A 15,329-nucleotide genomic window follows, 5' to 3' on the forward strand; every position below is an offset into this window, starting at 1 on the left:
GCGCAGTGTCGTCCAGGCGGGCTCCGGTGTCTTGGATCTGCCGCACGTGCGCCGAGTTGATCCGCGCCTCGGTGAACGCCTGCATCGTCACCGGGTACCGGGTGACGAGTTCTGCGGCGCGGGCCATCCGGGCCTGCACGACCCGGTCCGACATGTGCAGCACTCCCGCCAACTCCGCCGCGACGGACCGGGACGCAAGCTCCACCGACTCACCCCGCCCGGCCGGGCCCTCCTCGGCGGCGAGGTGCTCGGCGAGCCGGTGCGCGACGGCGAGATGCGCTTCCTTCAGCGCCTGCAACCGGATGATCGTGGCTTCTGTCGTCTCAAACCCATCCACCAGCGCGGCCAGCACGACGACCGGATCCACCGGGTCCACCCCGGGATCAAGAACCGTGCCGGTCGAGCTCGTCATACCCCCATTCAACCCGGGGCCACCGACATTCCAGACCCCGAAAGAACCAGATCAGGCTTAGAAAAGACCACGAACAGATCACGAAATCCAGACCTCGATCCAACACCCGCTTCTCGTGGATCGAAGAAGACATCGACCACCCGACACGCCCGCGTCATCGAACACCGATCAGCTTTCCCGGTATGCATATACTCGGAAACAGATTCCGGGAAAGGAAATACTCATGTCGGTGCGCCAGAGCCTTCTCGCCATTCTCGATCAAGGCCCGTGTTACGGGTATCAGCTGCGTGCCGAATTCGATCGGCGCACCGGCTCGACCTGGCCCCTCAACGTCGGTCAGATCTACAACACGCTCGAACGTCTGGAACGCGACGGGTTCGTCGAGCGCGGCGACGCCGACGACCAGGGGCATGTGTACTGGGCGATCACGGACGCCGGATCCGCGGAGGTCGCGGGCTGGCTCTCCTCCCCCGTCGAGCGCGCCACCGGCACCCGCGACGAACTCGCGATCAAGCTCGCCGTCGCTGCGACGCTGCCCGGCATCGATGTCGCCGCCGTCTTCCGCGCGCAGCGAGCGGCCTCGCTCGCACGGCTGCAGGAGCTGCAGGGTTCGGCGCCGATCGCCGCGACATCAGACGGACCCGAACAGCTCGCCCGAGCGCTCGTGATCGACGCGCTGATCTCCACGGCTGAGGCTGAGCTGCGCTGGCTCGACCAGGCCGAACAGCGCGTCGCCGCGCATCCGCAGCACACCCTCGCGCTGGAGCTGTCGACAGAGCACCCCAAGCGCGGCCGCCCTGCGCGCGTCGTCGTCTGAGCACGCGAGGCGGCGAGCGACGGCCTGATCGCCGAGGGCGTAGCGGATCCACAGCCCGCGCACGGTCCGGGACCATAGGATCGGCGCATGGCCGGTTTCTGGGGCAGACGCAAACGTGAACAGGAAGAACTGCAGGCGCAGGACGCGGATCTCGCGCGTCGCGCCGAGCAGGCGATCGTCGCCGCCGACGAGCGGATCCGCACGTCCTCCGACGAGCTGGCCTTCGCCACCGCCGAGCTCGGCGACGAGATGACGGCCGACTTCAACCAGGCGCTCGAAGCGGTGCGCACTCACATGGGCGAGGCGTTCCAGCTGCACCAGCTGAACCACGACGAGATCCCGGACACCGCGGAGGAGCTGCGCACCCGCAACGCCCGCATCGTGCAGCTGTGCCAGTGGGCCGAGGACCTGATCGACGAGAAGTCCGCCGCGATCGCCGACGCGGTCGCGCGCGTGCGCAACGCACCGCAGGTGGTCGCCAAGGTGCGGGCGGACGCGGCGACGCTGGAAGGCCGCGTGCCTCAGGCGCAGGCGTCGGTGGAGCGGCTGGCCACGCGATACTCCGATGCCGCCATGCAGCGCATCGCCAAGAGCGCCGAGGAGGCGGCTCAGCTCGTGGTCTTCGCGAACCACGGGGCCGACGTGTTCGAGCGGCGCCGCGACGCCGGCCGCAATCAGGAGGCCGTGCTCGCGCTCGAGACGGCGACCGAGGCCACACGTCGCGCCGCGGCCCTGCTGGACGCCGTGGACGACTTCGAGATCGAGGCGCTGCGGGCCGAGTCCACACTCGCCGAGGTCGTCGCCGACTCCCGAGGCGATCTGGCCGCTCTGCCGATGGCTCCCGATGCACCGACCGTGGCCGCGGCGGCGACCGAGCTGCAGCGCGCGCTGAACTCGCTCGCCCCTGCGGGCAGCCGGACCGACCCGTTCGGGGAGCTCACCCGCCTGCGCGCGGCGAACACCGCGCTGGATGCGGCCATCGCGGCCGCCCGCTACCGCGCGGAGCACCCGCTGCCCACGATCGCCACGGTGCAGCATGCGCTCGATGACGCGGACCGGCAGCTCGGAGTCGCGCGCGGCCTGATCGAAGGTCACCGCGGCTGGATCGGCGCGGATGCCCGCACGCGCCTCGCCGAAGCCGAGCGACTGCGCGTGGACGCGCCGTCGCTGCTGCCCGCCGAGGAGACCCGCGAGGAGGCTCTCAGCACCGCACGACGTGTCGCGCAGCTCGCCGCGGAGGCGCTGCAGCTCGCCCAGCACGACATCGACCGGTCCCGCCCCGACCAGGGCTGGGGTGGAGGCGGCGGCTGGGGCGGAGGTGGCGGCAACGGCTGGGGCGGCGGACGCGGATCCGGCGGCGGAGACGTCGTGACCGGCGTGCTCGGCGGCCTCGTCATCGGCGGGCTCCTCGGCGACATCTTCGACTGACGGCGTCGGCTCATCGGGCCGCTCCGCAGCGGATCCGGCACGATCGCACCTCGCACACAGTGATGCACCCCGGCCTCGAAGGCCGGGGTGCATCGTCGTCTGACCGAGGGCCGTCAGCTCACGAGAGCCTCGACGGGAGCCGCCTGGGTGGTGAGCGAGATCACGCCGTAGTCCCAGCCCTTGCGGCGGTACACGACGCTCGGGTGGTCGCTGCGCGCGTCCACGAACAGGAAGAAGTCGTGCCCGACCAGCTCCATGCGGTCGACGGCCTCCTCGACGGTCATCCACTCCGCATCGAAGTTCTTCGTGCGGATGACGACCGGGGAGTACTCCTCCTCGACCTCGATGGTCGGGATCGCTCCCGTCGAGACCGCGTGCAGAGTGTCCGCGGAGACGGGGCTGACGTCGATGCCCGCGAGCTCGCCGGTGCCCTTCTCGAAGCGCGCGCCGCGCGGATGGTGACGGCCGTCGATGCGACGCTCCTTGGCCCGCCGGACCTGCTCGATGAGCTTGTCCACGGCCAGATCCAGCGCCACGAACTTGTCCGCGTCGCGCGCCTCCGCGCGCACCAGCGGCCCCTTTCCGATGAGAGTGAGTTCGACGGTCTCGTCCTCCACATGACCGCCGCGATAGGAACGATGAGTGACCTTCACGTCGAGGCTCTGCGCCTTCGTCGCGATAGTCGCGATCCGTGCGGTCTTCTCTTCGACCACCGCTCGGAATCGATCGCTGATGCCGACTCCGACACCGACGATGTTCGTTTCCATCCTGACCTCCTTGTTCCGGTCCGCCCGGCCAAGGGCGGACCGTGGTCGCCTTTGTGAGTCCCCACCGTAGTCGTCGGATCCCGTGATGTCATCCACAATTCATCTGCGTGTCGTGAGGATCCGCATCAGGGTCCGCCATGATGTGCATCCGCGCCGTTCGCGCACCGTTCGCGGCGGCGCGCGAACGGCAGCCGGGACGTCATCCCCGTCGCCGGGTGGCCGCGACAGCCACCCCGCCCACGACCAGGAACCCCGCCGAGCGGAGCGCTCTGGCGGCCTCCTCGCAGGTCGCCCCTGTGGTGATCACGTCGTCGACGATCAGGGCGGCCCGGCCGCCGCCCGCCCTCGTGGCGACGAGACCACCGGCGAGGTTGCTCCGGCGCTCCTGCACGCCGAGTCCGCGCTGATCCCGCACCCGGCGCGTGTAGGACAGCGCCCGCAGGATCGGGATACCCGTGCCGCGGGCCAGCAGCTCCGGCAGCCGGAATCCCCGCCGCCGAAACGCCGCCCGCGTCGTCGGCACGGGCACGACGACGTCGATGCGATGCGGCGGAGAAGCTCCGCTGCACAAGTCGTCCACGGCCGCATCGAGCGCCGGCCGCAGCGACCGGATCAGCGAGGTCTGGCCGTCCTCCTTGACCGCGCGCAGCACGGCCGCCGCGGCGCTGTCGAACACGAGCCCTGCGCGCAGCGCGACGACCTCGGAACGGGGCCGCACCACGCTCGGCGCGAGACCGACCGCACACGAGCCGCACAAGGCCGTGCCGGCCGCGCCGCAGCCGGCACAGACGGAGGCGAAGGCGAAGTCGGCGACCTCCCGCAGGAGCCGGCGCACGACCCCGTCGGCGGGCAGCAGGACGGATGACATCTCGCGGGGCATGCACCCAAGAGTGCCCGCCTGGCATCATCACCCGAGGTCCGCGACCGCGATCGGCGCGGAACGGGCGCAATCCGGCGCCTGTGCAGGATGGTCGATGCCGTCCGTCGACCCGATCTCCGCGCGGATCCGGACCTTCGAGGACCGCGGGCTTCAGCCGCCCAGCTGCACGGCGAGCACCTTGACGTTCGTGCTCACCTGCGTCGGAGTCGGTCCGCTGCGCACCCACAGCACGCCGTTGCCGAACAGCTGCACGCTCGTGGTCGGCGATGCCGGCGCGATCGACTGGGTCGCATCAGGCACGTCGACGGTCTTCGCAGGTCCGCCGACCTGCTGCGCGCGCAGAACCATGCTGGACCCGTCGGTCGTGAGCACGCCCACGGTCGCATCATCCAGCCAGGCGATGTCCGTCGCCCCCGCCGGCCAGGCGATCACGTTCGGGTTCGCCACGCCGATCGCCGTGGGCGCACCGCGGTCGTCCCGGGTGATCGCCGCGACCTCGATGCGGACCTGACCGTTCGCGCTCACGGCCATCGCGAGCCGGGCGCCGTCCCTGCTCACCGCCATCGCCGTGATCTGACCGGCATCCGCGGGTCCGGCGAGGGCCGGCTGGGACTTCCCCAGGCTGGACCAGGCCAGGATCGACGAGGGCGACGTCTGCGGCACGGTCCAGATGTAGCCGAACGGATCCAGCGTCGGCGGGATGAGCCCGGGGCGCGTGTCGATCTCGTCGGTCCTGCCGTCTGTGACGGCGTACACGATGCCGCTCGCGCCCTGCACAGCCACGCGCTGGGCGCCGGTGGCCGCACGAATCGCGGTGATCGGCTCGGGGAAGCCCTCCAGCGGCGCCGAGACGCCGGCGATCGGCACGAGCTCGCCGCCCGCCAGATAGCCGAACCCCTTGTCCGTCAGCACGAGTGGGCGCGGGTCGACCGACGTCGACGACGCCGGGGCGGACCCCGCGCTCAGATCACGACCCGCCACCGTGAGCTTCACCTGCAGCACGCCCAGCCCGCTCAGGCTGCGCTCGAGCTGAGTGCGCATACGCGCCAGCGTGACCGGATCCGCGTCCGCGGCCGCAGTGGTGAGGGCCACCTCGGCGACCTGCGAATCCAGGGTGACGGTGTTGCGGCCCAGCGCGATGTCGCCGGTGAACGCCGTGCGCACCGCGCCGGTCAGCCAGGAGCTGGGCTTGCCGCTGACCAGCGACTGCACGATTCTGCTCGCAGTGTTCTCCCGCTTCGGGAACCACCGCACATCGGGAACCAGGTAGGTCCAGGTCGGATCGAAGTACTGCAGCTCGTAGGGGGCGAACACGTCGGCGGCCGCGAAGGAGTCCGCATCCAGCACGATGCCGTCGGGCGCCGCCGAGATCCGCCACTGCCCGTCCTTGTTCTTCACCAGCTCGAACGGAAGGTCGGCCGCGCGGTTCACGGGAGTCCCGGAGTAGGCGCCCGTCTCGTCCACGATTCCGGTCTGCTGCAGGCCCAGGCGCACGGACGCCGAGGTGGCGTCCTTCGGCAGGTCGGGCAGGTCGAAGCGGCGCCCGGCCGATCCGGTGTCGATCGTGACCCCGGCATCCGGCTTCCATTTCTGGGCCTCGCCGGAGGTGAGGAACTGCCGCGCGATGCCCCAGCTCTCCTTCGGGCTGGAGGCCGCGTCGATGAACCCGCGCACGATCTCCTTGGGATCCATCCCGTCCGATGGCCCCTGCGGCACGAACGCGAGATCCGACCCGCCATCGTTCTGATCGGCGGCGAGCCCCGGCCGCACGTCACCGGTCACAGGCAGCGACGCGCAGGCGGTGAGCCCGAGGAGAGCAAGCGCGACCGCCGCCCCACGCAGGATCCGTCCGATTCTCATGACTCCTCCTGCCCTCCGGCGGTCGGCGTCATGCGCGCCTGATCGCCGGGCTGGACGATCGGCGCGGTGTTCACGCCGATCTCCGCGATCGCTTCGACCGGCTCCAGAGGCACCGGCGACGCGCCGTCCAGCGGTTGCGCGCCGCGCGGCAGCGTCAGCACGAAGTTGGTGCCCTCTCCGGGCTGCGACCAGACGGCGAGGGTGCCCCGATGCAGCCGCGCGTCGCCCAGAGCGATCGACAGTCCCAGTCCGGTGCCGCCGATGGTGCGCGTGCGCGAGGGGTCCGCCCGCCAGAACCGGTCGAACACGCGCTCCGCGTCCTCGGCGGTCATGCCCATGCCGCGATCGCGCACGCCGACCGCCACCGCATCCTGGCCGCTGTCCACCGTGATGACGATGGGCCGTCCCTCGCCGTGCTCGATCGCATTGCCGATGAGGTTGCGCAGGATGCGGCGCACGCGGCGCGGGTCGAGATCTACCGGGGTGTGCCCGCCGGGGGCGACGAAACGCAGCTCCGTGTCGTGCGTCGCGGCCAGCGGACGCATGTCGTCCACCATGTCCTCGGCGAGGTGCGCGAGGCTGATCGCCTCGGTCTCCAGCTGCACGGAGCCCGCGTCGTAGCGGCTGATCTCCAGCAGATCCGCGAGCAGCGTGTCGAATCGGTGCACCTGCGTCTGCAGCAGCTCCGCGGTGCGCGCGGTCGTCGGGTCGAATTCGTCCCGGCGATCGTTGAGCATCTCGGCCGCCAGCCGGATCGTGGTCAACGGCGTGCGCAGCTCATGCGACACGTCCGACACGAATCGCTGCTGCACGAGCGACAGTTCGCCGAGCTCCTTGATCTGCGCCTCGATGCTGTCGGCCATCGCGTTGAACGAGCGCCCGAGCGTCGCGAGCTCGTCCTGACCGCGCACGGGCAGGCGGACGTCGAAGTCGCCGCCGGCAAAGCGCGCGCTCGTGTCGGCGGCCTCCGTGATCGGATGCACGACCGTGCGCAGCGCGAACCAGGCGATCAGCCCGATCAACGCGACGAGCACGATGCCCGCCACCCACAGGCTCCCCTGTACGAGCACGAGAGTCTGCTCGGTGTCGGTCAGGTCGTAGGCGATGTAGAGGGCATACGAGCCCAATCCCGAGGCTGTGAGCTGCTGCCCCACCAGGATCCCCGCGTGCGTGGAGCCGTCGGCGTCTCTGAGCGCGACCGGCTGCCACCACTGCTTGGCACTGTCCTTCGCGACGCGCTGCTGCAGCTGATCGGTGACGAGCTCGTCCCGACTGAAGCCGCCGAGCGTGAATCCCGCCGACGACGGCCGGGAATCGAGCGGGAAGACGCCGAGCACCCTCGACGACGAGACGGTCTGGACCGTGTCGCTGACGTCGCGCATCAGCCCGAACACGGCCGTCTGCGTCCCCTGTGTGTTCGCGGAGGTCAGAACCGCCTGCGCCGACCTGGCCGCGCGGGACGCGTCGTTGAGCGCCTGGTCCTTGCGCGACTCCCAGAGGTTGTTCTGCACCGCGAGCGCCATCGCCACGCACGTCACGAGCACCGCGACGCTGGTGAGCGCGAGGGCGATCACCAGGGTGCGGAACCGCAGCGACTGCCGCCACAGCTGCGCGGCGCGATGCCTACTGCGGCGCACGCCCCGCACGGCCGCGCCGGCCAGCGCCACGGTGTTCGTCATCGGCGGACTTTCAGCATCGGCGGGGACCGCTTCTTCTCGGCCGGGGCGTCGGCATGACCCGGATGCGGGTCAGACCACGCTCCCGGCGCGATATCCGACGCCGCGCACGGTGGTGACGATGCGCGGGTTGTCCGGATCGAGCTCGACCTTGGCGCGCAGGCGCTGCACGTGCACGTTCACGAGGCGGGTGTCGGCCTTGTAGTGGTAGCCCCACACCTGCTCCAGCAGCATCTCGCGGGAGAACACCTGCTGGGGCTTGGAGGCGAGCGCGACGAGCAGCTGGAACTCCAGCGGCGTCAGCGCGATCGGCGCACTGCCGCGGCGGACCTCGTGCGCGTCGACGTCGATCGTGAGGTCTCCGATGCGCAGCACCTCACTGGTGGACTGCGGGGTGGGACGCAGACGGGTGCGGATGCGCGCGACGAGCTCCTTCGGATTGAAGGGCTTGACCATGTAGTCGTCGGCGCCGACCTCGAGGCCTCGTACGACGTCCGCCGTGTCGCTGCGGGCCGTGAGCATGATCACCGGCACCCCGGACTCGGCGCGGATGCGGGTGCAGATCTCGATGCCGTCCATGCCGGGCAGCATGAGATCCAGCAGCACGAGATCCGGACGCTGCGCGCGCCACTCGTCCACGGCCTTCGCGCCGTCCGCGCAGAACACGGGCTCGAAGCCCTCCGTGCGCAGCACGATGCCGATCATCTCGGCCAGGGCCGTGTCGTCATCGACCACGAGGATGCGTGAGGTCATGGGCGGGCAGTCGTCTTTCGGATCTCGCGTTGTTTCGGATCTCTTGCGGGACGTGGGCGCGGGCGAGCGCCCCCACGTCGGTCCAGCGTACTTCACGACCCGCGGAAGTCGTCCGAAGGGTGCCCCGCGGGCGCGGTCGCGTCGCCGGACCCGGTGTCACGGCGGTGTGACACGATGGACCCACACGCGAACCGGAGGACTCGTGAGCCAGCAGAGTGTGAACGCGCAGGGCTGGACGCCCGCACCCAAGCCCGGCCTGATCCCGCTGCGCCCGCTCGGGTTCGGCACGATCCTCGGGAAGTCCTTCGCGGCGCTGCGGCACAACCCCAAGGTGCTGTTCGGCTTCGCCGTCGTGGTGCAACTGGTGGTGATGATCGTGGTCCTGGCGGTCATCGGCGCGGTCTCGTTCGCGACCCTGAGCCGACTGAGCACCGTGCAGGCGGGAAGCCAGGAGTGGATCACGCTCTACGTCGGCTCGATCGCGTTCATCGGACTCGCCGGCCTGCTGATGGGGCTGTTCTCCGTCGCGTTCAGCGCGATCGTTCAGGGCATCGTCGCCGCCGATGTGCGGGCGGCGGTGCTGCGTGAGACCGCGACGCTCGGCGCCCTGTGGAACCGAGTGCGCCCCGCGGCCTGGCGGCTCATCGGCTACACGCTGCTCTACGGCGTCGCGGGCATGGTGGCGGCCGTCCTCATCATCGGCGTTCCGTTCGTCGCCATCGCGGTGCCGACCGGTTTCGACGGCGCCGGCATCGCCTTCGCGATCATCGCCGTGCTGGCGGGGATCGCCGGAATCGTGGTGCTGTCGATCTGGGTCGGCACCAAGCTGATGCTGGTGCCGTCGCTGCTGGTGCTCGAGGGCGCCGGCGTGCGCGCCGCGATCGCGCGCTCCTGGCGGCTGACCCGCGGGCGGTTCTGGTTCGCCTTCGGGATCGTGTTCCTCATCGGGGCGATCATGTACGTCGGCACGCAGGCGATCAGCACTGTCGGCAGCCTGGTCACCTCGCTGTTCGGCCCCGTGCTCAATCCCACGGGCGGCACCGACTTCTCCCTCACGGTGAGCACGATCGTCGGCCTCGTCATCACCGAGATCGTCGTCGTCGTGCTGCAGTCCATCAGCTCCGTCGTCCAGTCCACCGCGGGCGCGCTCGTCTACATCGACTGCCGGATGCGCTACGAAGGTCTGGATCAGGATCTGATGGCGACCGTCGAGCGCCGCGCGGCCGGTCTCGACGACGGCACGGATCCGTTCCGGGTGGATCAGGCCAGGGCCGTGCGAGCGGGCTTCCGGCCGGCTCCGGCCGCGATCCCGTATCCGCTGCCGCCCGGGCCGGTTCCGGGATACCCGGCTCCTCAGGGATACGCCGGGGCACCGTTCCCCCAGGGCTACGCGGGACCACCCGCGCCACAGGGCTACCCGGCCGTGCCGCCCTACGCCGCTCCGGCCGTCCCGCCGTCCGCGCCCCAGGGCCAGCCCGTCGTACCGCCCTCCGCGGCTCCGGCCGCTCCCCCGGCACCCCCCGCGCCGCCCGCACCCCCGGCCCCGATCCCGCCCGCGCAGCAGAGCCCGTGGGCCGCCCCGGCGCCCGGCGAGGGATGGACCGCGCCCGGATCCGATCGGCCATGACGGGTCACGCCCTCCGTGCCGTCCTGATCGCCCTCCCCACGGCGCTCGGCGCGAAGCTCGCAGCGATCCCCCTCATCCCCGACGGCGACGGCGCGCGCGAACTGGCGGAGAAGGAGCTGGCGAAGCCCGAGTACCAGGCCGCGAAGCCCACGCTCATCGACCAATGGGCGCGCGCCGTGATCGACTGGCTGGCCGACCTGTTCACGCCGCAGCACGCCGTCGACCTCGGCCCATGGGCCGCGATCGTGATCGGCGCCGTGCTCGTCGCCGCTCTCATCGCGGTGCTGCTGATCTGGGGACGTCCGCGGCGCTCCCGATCCCGTTCTGCCGGATCCGTGCTCCTCGGATCCGCCGACGATCGCACCGCCGCCCAGCTGCGCGCCGACGCCGAGCGCGCGGCGCGAGACGAGGACTGGGCCGAGGCGATCGTGCTGCGCTACCGCGCCGTCGCGCGATCCCTCATCGAACGCGACCTCATCGCCCCCGCCCCCGGAGCGACCGCGCAGACGATCGCCCGCGAGGCCGTGGTGCCGTTCCCCGGCGAGGGCGAGGCGCTGCACACCGCCGCGGTGGCCTTCGACGACGTGCGCTACCTCGGCCATCCCGGCACCTCCGCCCAGTACCGTGCGCTCGCGGAGATCGACGATCGACTGCGCGCGCTGCGCCCGCAGGCGCTGCCCGAGGCGGTGTCCGCATGAGCAGCGCCGCTCCCCCACGCCCACCCGCGCCCACCCGCACCGACGGCCGATCCGGCGCCCCGTCCTCCGCGGACGACGCCCGTCCCGCCAGCACGCTCGTGCGTGCTCCGCGCCGGGTGCGGCGGATCCTGGGCTGGGTCCTGGTTGTCGCGCTCGTCCTCGTCGTCGCCGCCGCGGGCCTGCTGCTGACGTCGTCCTCGCCCGCGCAGCGGGACGCGCTCGACCCGGAGCGACCGGGCCCGGGCGGCATGCAGGCACTCGCGCAGATCCTCCGCCAGCAGGGCGTCACGGTCGAGGTCGTGCGCTCGCACGCCGACGCCGCGGCCCGGCTGGACGACGAGACCACTCTCGTGATGAGCGACCCGAGTCCGCTGACCGACGCTGCCGTCTCGCAGCTCGTGGATGCCGCGCACGACGTGGTGCTGATCTCCCCGAGCTCGCGGATGCTGCGGATGCTGGATCTCGGCGCCTACGCCTTCACGTCCTCGCCGGCCCGCGTCCGCGCGGGCTGCGACGTCCCCGCCTTCGCACACGTCGGGACCATCGCCCCGGGCCAGCTGTTCCTTCCTGACCCCGGCGTCACGGCCTGCTTCGGCGACGCGGCCGAGGGCGCCGCGGTGCTGATCGCGGAGGGCGACGACGGCCGTCACGCGATCGTCGACGGTGCCGCGCTGTTCACGAACGAGCATCTGGCCGAGAACGGCAACGCCGCGCTCGGTCTCGCGCTGCTCGGCGCACGGCCGCACGTCGTCTGGTACGTGCCCTCCTACGACGACTCCGATCGCACGGACATCGACGTGCCCAAGAGCCTGGCCGACCTCACTCCGGGGTGGGTGACGCCCGTGATCGTCCTGGGGATGATCACCGCCCTTCTCGCCGCCGTCTGGCGCGGGCGCCGGTTCGGACCGCTCGTCTCCGAGACTCTGCCGGTCACGGTACGGGCCTCCGAGACGATGCTGGGCCGCGCCCGGCTCACCGCGAAGGCCGCCGACGCCGCGCACGCCGCTGATGCGCTTCGCGCCGGCACGCTCTCCCGCCTCGCCGCGCACCTGGGCCTGGCCGCCCGGGCGGATCCCTCAGCCGTGGCGGACTCCGCCGCAGACCGGATCCGCGTGGACCGGGCCGACTGCCGCGCCCTGCTCACCGGCCCGTTGCCCGGCAGCGACGCCGAACTCGTCCCCTACGCCCGCCGCCTCGCCGAGCTGGAGACCGCCGTCGAGAACGCCGTCCGCATCGAAAGGAGCACCCCGTGACCGATCGTCCCGGCACCGAATCCGCAGGATCCGCCTCGCCCGGATATCCGCCGGCGCCGCCCGCACCTCCCGCGGCACCGACCCAGACCTCGTCCGGCACAGCCCCGTACGGAGCGGCGCCCGTACAGGCATCCCCGATGCTGTCCGGACAGGGAGCCCCGACGACCGGATCCGATGACGTCGCACTCCGCCAGGCGATGCAGCGCGTCCGCGCCGAGGTGGACAAGGCCGTGGTCGGCCAGGCCGGCACCGTCACCGGGCTGCTCGTCGCGCTGCTGGCGCGAGGCCATGTGCTGCTCGAGGGCGTGCCGGGGGTCGCGAAGACCCTGGTGGTGCGCGCATTCTCCCGAGCGCTCGGGCTCGACACCAAGCGCGTGCAGTTCACCCCCGACCTCATGCCCGGCGACGTCACCGGTTCGCTCGTCTACGACGCGCGCACCGGAGAGTTCGAGTTCCGCCGCGGACCGGTGTTCACGAACATCCTGCTCGCCGACGAGATCAACCGCACCCCGCCGAAGACCCAGGCGGCGCTGCTGGAGGCGATGGAGGAGCGCCAGGTCTCCTCGGACGGCGCGAGCCTGATGCTGCCGGATCCGTTCCTCGTCGCGGCGACCCAGAACCCGATCGAGCACGAGGGCACCTACTCCCTGCCGGAGGCGCAGCTGGACCGCTTCCTCATGAAGCTCGTGGTCGGCATGCCGGAGCGCGACGCGGAGGTGTCGGTGCTGCGTCGCCACGCCGACGGCTTCTCGCCGCGGGAGCTCACGGATCTGCACCCCGTGGTCAGCGCCGACGAGATCCTCGCCGCGCAGCAGGCCGCCGGCCGCGTGCAGGTGACGGACGACGTGCTCGGCTACGTGGTCGACCTCGCCCGCGCGAGCCGGCAATCGCCGTCCGTGCAGCTGGGAGCCTCACCCCGCGCGTCGACGGCGCTGCTCGCCGCCGCGAAGGCCTGGGCCTGGCTGAACGGTTCGAGCGCCGTCACCCCCGACCATGTGCAGACCATGCTGATCCCGGTCTGGCGGCACCGTCTGCAACTGCGCCCCGACGCCGAGATGGAGGGCGTATCGGCCGACGCCGTGCTCAGCAGCGTGGTGCAGCAGACCCGCGTCCCGATCTGAGCCGCGGAGACCTCCCCCGTCATGTTCCTCACCGGTCGTCTCGTGATCGTCGCCGCCCTGGGCGTCGTCCCGCTGGTGCTGCTCGATGCCCTCGGAGTGCCGCCGTGGTTCGTTCTGCTCGGATGGCTCGCGCTGTGCGCGGTACTGGTCGGCGTCGACCTGCTGGCCGCGGCCCCGCTCGGCGCACTCCGCGTCGCACGCGAGGTGCCGAACCGCGTGCGGCAGCACGAGCAGGTCACCGCCACCCTGATCGTGCAGAACCTCGGCGAGCGCCGGCTGCGCGGGCAGCTGCGCGACGCCTGGCAGCCGACCGCGGGCGCCGCGAACCGGGCCAGGGCGTCGCTGGATCTGCCCGCCGGTGAGCGCCGGCGCGTACCGATCACGCTGCTGCCGCGCCGCCGGGGCGAGCTGGCGAGCGAGTTCGTCGCCGTCCGCTCCGCAGGGCCTCTGGGACTTGCGGGACGCCAGGGGCGACACCGTGTCCGCGGCGCGATCCGCGTGCTGCCGCCGTTCACCTCCCGCCGGCACCTGCCCTCGCGGCTGGCACGGCTGCGCGAACTGGACGGCAACACGAGCGTGCAGGTGCGCGGACAGGGCACCGAGTTCGATTCGCTGCGCGAGTACGTGCGCGGCGACGACGTGCGCTCCATCGACTGGCGCGCCACCGCCCGCGCCGGCACCACGATGCTGCGCACCTGGCGTCCGGAGCGCGATCGGCACGTGGTGATCCTCATCGACACCGGGCGCACCGCGGCTGCGCGCGTCGGCGACGGCACGCGCCTGGACGCGGCCTACGAATCCGCGCTGCTGCTGTCGGCGCTCGCCCAGCGCGCGGGCGACCACGTGCACCTGCTGCTCTTCGACCGTGCCGTGCGCGGCAGGGTGAGCGGTGTCGACGGTCCGGCTCTGCTGCCGGCCCTCTCCGACGCGATGGCCCCCGTGCACGCCCGTCTCGTCGACACCGACTGGGGCGCCGCGTTCGCGGCGATCCGCTCGGTCACCACCCGCCCGTCACTCATCGTCGTGCTCACCGCGCAGGACGCCGTGGAGAGCGCTCGGTCGTTCCTCGGCGCCTTCCCGAACGCGTCGCGCGCGACGACGATCCTGGTCGGATCCTCCACCGACCTCTCGATCGATGACCTGGCGCGCGCCAGGCACTCCCGTGAGGACGTCTATCTCGCGGCCGCCGCGGAAAGGACGCTCGCCGATGCCGCACGCGTGGCGGACGCGATCCGGCGCGCCGGAGGCGAACCGCTCTCCGCGGATCCGGACGACCTGCCGCCGCGCATCGCGGACCGCTACCTGGAGCTCAAGGCGGCGGGCCGGCTCTGAGCGCGGCGCCGGGGTACGGACGCCCTGACCGCGAGACGGCAACGGCGTCGCGAAACAGCATGACAATCATGCAGTCTCGGAACGCGGATGCAGTCTCGCGGTCCCCGCCCGGGGCGATCCCGCTCTCTGGCGACGACCGACTGACGGCACCGAGGGTGCGACACGCCCAGACGACCGTAGCTTTTCCTGAATCATTCAGGAAAAGCTACGGTGGAGGAATGGACACCTCCGCGATCCTCCGCGACGCCGGCCTGCGCGTCACCGTGCAGCGCATCGCGGTGCTGCAGGCGCTCGCCCTCGCCCCGCACAGCTCCGCGGATCGCATCCACACCGCTGTCGAGGGCGCGGACATCGCCCTGCCGACCGTGCACGCGATCCTCGGCGACCTCGCCACAGCCGGAATCATCCGGCGGGTGAGCCTGCCCGACGCCGATCGTGCGCTCTTCGAGGTCGAGCCCGGTGACAACCACCACCACATGCAGTGCATCCGCTGCGGCCGTCTCGAGGTCGTCTCCTGCGCCGTCGGCGCCTCGCCGTGCCTGCACCCCGCCGAAGATCACGGCATGCGCCTGCTCGAGGCCTCCGTCACCTACCGCGCGGTGTGCCGCGCCTGCGACGAGGTGTCCCCGGCCGCCTGACCGAGACTCGCGCCGCCCGCCCGGGGATCCCCTCGGAGCGGTGATCGGCGTGCCAGAGACCCCACGA

The 15,329-nt window shown here is 71.7% G+C and carries 14 protein-coding genes; 8 read left to right on the forward strand and 6 right to left on the reverse strand.

The window, feature by feature from the left end; translation table 11 throughout:
- The coding region (locus ACFWCK_RS00005) for a DUF222 domain-containing protein (RefSeq protein ID WP_378803981.1) at nucleotides 1-412 on the reverse strand (412 nt) is incomplete at its 3' end.
- A 223-nt stretch (nucleotides 413-635) separates the two neighbouring features.
- Here ACFWCK_RS00005 and ACFWCK_RS00010 point away from each other — a divergent pair.
- Both ACFWCK_RS00010 and ACFWCK_RS00015 read left to right on the forward strand, forming a co-directional pair.
- Complete coding sequence (locus ACFWCK_RS00010) at nucleotides 636-1,229, forward strand: PadR family transcriptional regulator (RefSeq protein ID WP_378803982.1); 594 nt, start codon at nucleotides 636-638, stop codon at nucleotides 1,227-1,229.
- A gap of 87 nt (nucleotides 1,230-1,316) precedes the next feature.
- A complete protein-coding gene (locus tag ACFWCK_RS00015; RefSeq protein ID WP_378803983.1) occupies nucleotides 1,317-2,657 on the forward strand; it encodes a hypothetical protein in 1,341 nt (446 codons plus the stop codon).
- A 113-nt stretch (nucleotides 2,658-2,770) separates the two neighbouring features.
- On the opposite strand, the gene hpf is transcribed toward ACFWCK_RS00015, so the two are convergent.
- From hpf to mtrA, 5 genes are all read right to left on the reverse strand, one after another.
- On the reverse strand, nucleotides 2,771-3,424 hold the full coding sequence (gene hpf, locus ACFWCK_RS00020; RefSeq protein WP_233310600.1) for a ribosome hibernation-promoting factor, HPF/YfiA family: 654 nt from the start codon (nucleotides 3,422-3,424) through the stop codon (nucleotides 2,771-2,773).
- 199 nt (nucleotides 3,425-3,623) lie between these two features.
- Entirely contained in the window at nucleotides 3,624-4,304 is a 681-nt protein-coding gene (locus ACFWCK_RS00025; protein ID WP_378803984.1) for a ComF family protein, read from the reverse strand.
- 150 nt (nucleotides 4,305-4,454) lie between these two features.
- Nucleotides 4,455-6,164: an LpqB family beta-propeller domain-containing protein gene (locus tag ACFWCK_RS00030; protein ID WP_378803985.1), complete on the reverse strand. Its 1,710-nt coding sequence runs from the start codon at nucleotides 6,162-6,164 to the stop codon at nucleotides 4,455-4,457.
- Complete coding sequence (gene mtrB / locus ACFWCK_RS00035; protein ID WP_378803986.1) at nucleotides 6,161-7,843, reverse strand: MtrAB system histidine kinase MtrB; 1,683 nt, start codon at nucleotides 7,841-7,843, stop codon at nucleotides 6,161-6,163. Before mtrB ends, ACFWCK_RS00030 begins: the two co-directional genes overlap by 4 nt.
- A gap of 69 nt (nucleotides 7,844-7,912) precedes the next feature.
- Nucleotides 7,913-8,593: an MtrAB system response regulator MtrA gene (mtrA, locus tag ACFWCK_RS00040; protein ID WP_045249345.1), complete on the reverse strand. Its 681-nt coding sequence runs from the start codon at nucleotides 8,591-8,593 to the stop codon at nucleotides 7,913-7,915.
- A 202-nt stretch (nucleotides 8,594-8,795) separates the two neighbouring features.
- Here mtrA and ACFWCK_RS00045 point away from each other — a divergent pair, with 202 nt between their 5' ends.
- The 6 genes from ACFWCK_RS00045 (at nucleotide 8,796) to ACFWCK_RS00070 (ending at nucleotide 15,262) form a co-directional block, all read left to right on the forward strand.
- Nucleotides 8,796-10,220, forward strand: a complete 1,425-nt coding sequence (locus ACFWCK_RS00045; RefSeq protein WP_378803987.1) for a glycerophosphoryl diester phosphodiesterase membrane domain-containing protein — start codon at nucleotides 8,796-8,798, stop codon at nucleotides 10,218-10,220.
- On the forward strand, nucleotides 10,217-10,918 hold the full coding sequence (locus ACFWCK_RS00050) for a DUF4129 domain-containing protein (RefSeq protein ID WP_378803988.1): 702 nt from the start codon (nucleotides 10,217-10,219) through the stop codon (nucleotides 10,916-10,918). Before ACFWCK_RS00045 ends, ACFWCK_RS00050 begins: the two co-directional genes overlap by 4 nt.
- The gene (locus ACFWCK_RS00055; protein WP_378803989.1) at nucleotides 10,915-12,171 is read left to right on the forward strand and encodes a DUF4350 domain-containing protein; all 1,257 of its coding nucleotides are present in this window, start codon (nucleotides 10,915-10,917) and stop codon (nucleotides 12,169-12,171) included. The genes ACFWCK_RS00050 and ACFWCK_RS00055 overlap by 4 nt, the downstream gene beginning before the upstream one ends.
- 137 nt (nucleotides 12,172-12,308) lie before the next feature.
- Nucleotides 12,309-13,292, forward strand: coding sequence for an AAA family ATPase (locus ACFWCK_RS00060; RefSeq protein ID WP_378805026.1), 984 nt, complete (start codon nucleotides 12,309-12,311; stop codon nucleotides 13,290-13,292).
- Between the two features lie 21 nt (nucleotides 13,293-13,313).
- Entirely contained in the window at nucleotides 13,314-14,624 is a 1,311-nt protein-coding gene (locus ACFWCK_RS00065; RefSeq protein WP_233310593.1) for a DUF58 domain-containing protein, read from the forward strand.
- Nucleotides 14,625-14,842: 218 nt separating this feature from the next.
- Nucleotides 14,843-15,262: a Fur family transcriptional regulator gene (locus tag ACFWCK_RS00070; protein ID WP_233310592.1), complete on the forward strand. Its 420-nt coding sequence runs from the start codon at nucleotides 14,843-14,845 to the stop codon at nucleotides 15,260-15,262.
- Nucleotides 15,263-15,329: the final 67 nt, after the last annotated feature.

The sequence above is a fragment of the Microbacterium sp. NPDC060117 genome (genome assembly GCF_042729315.1).
Taxonomy (GTDB): Bacteria; Actinomycetota; Actinomycetes; order Actinomycetales; family Microbacteriaceae; genus Microbacterium.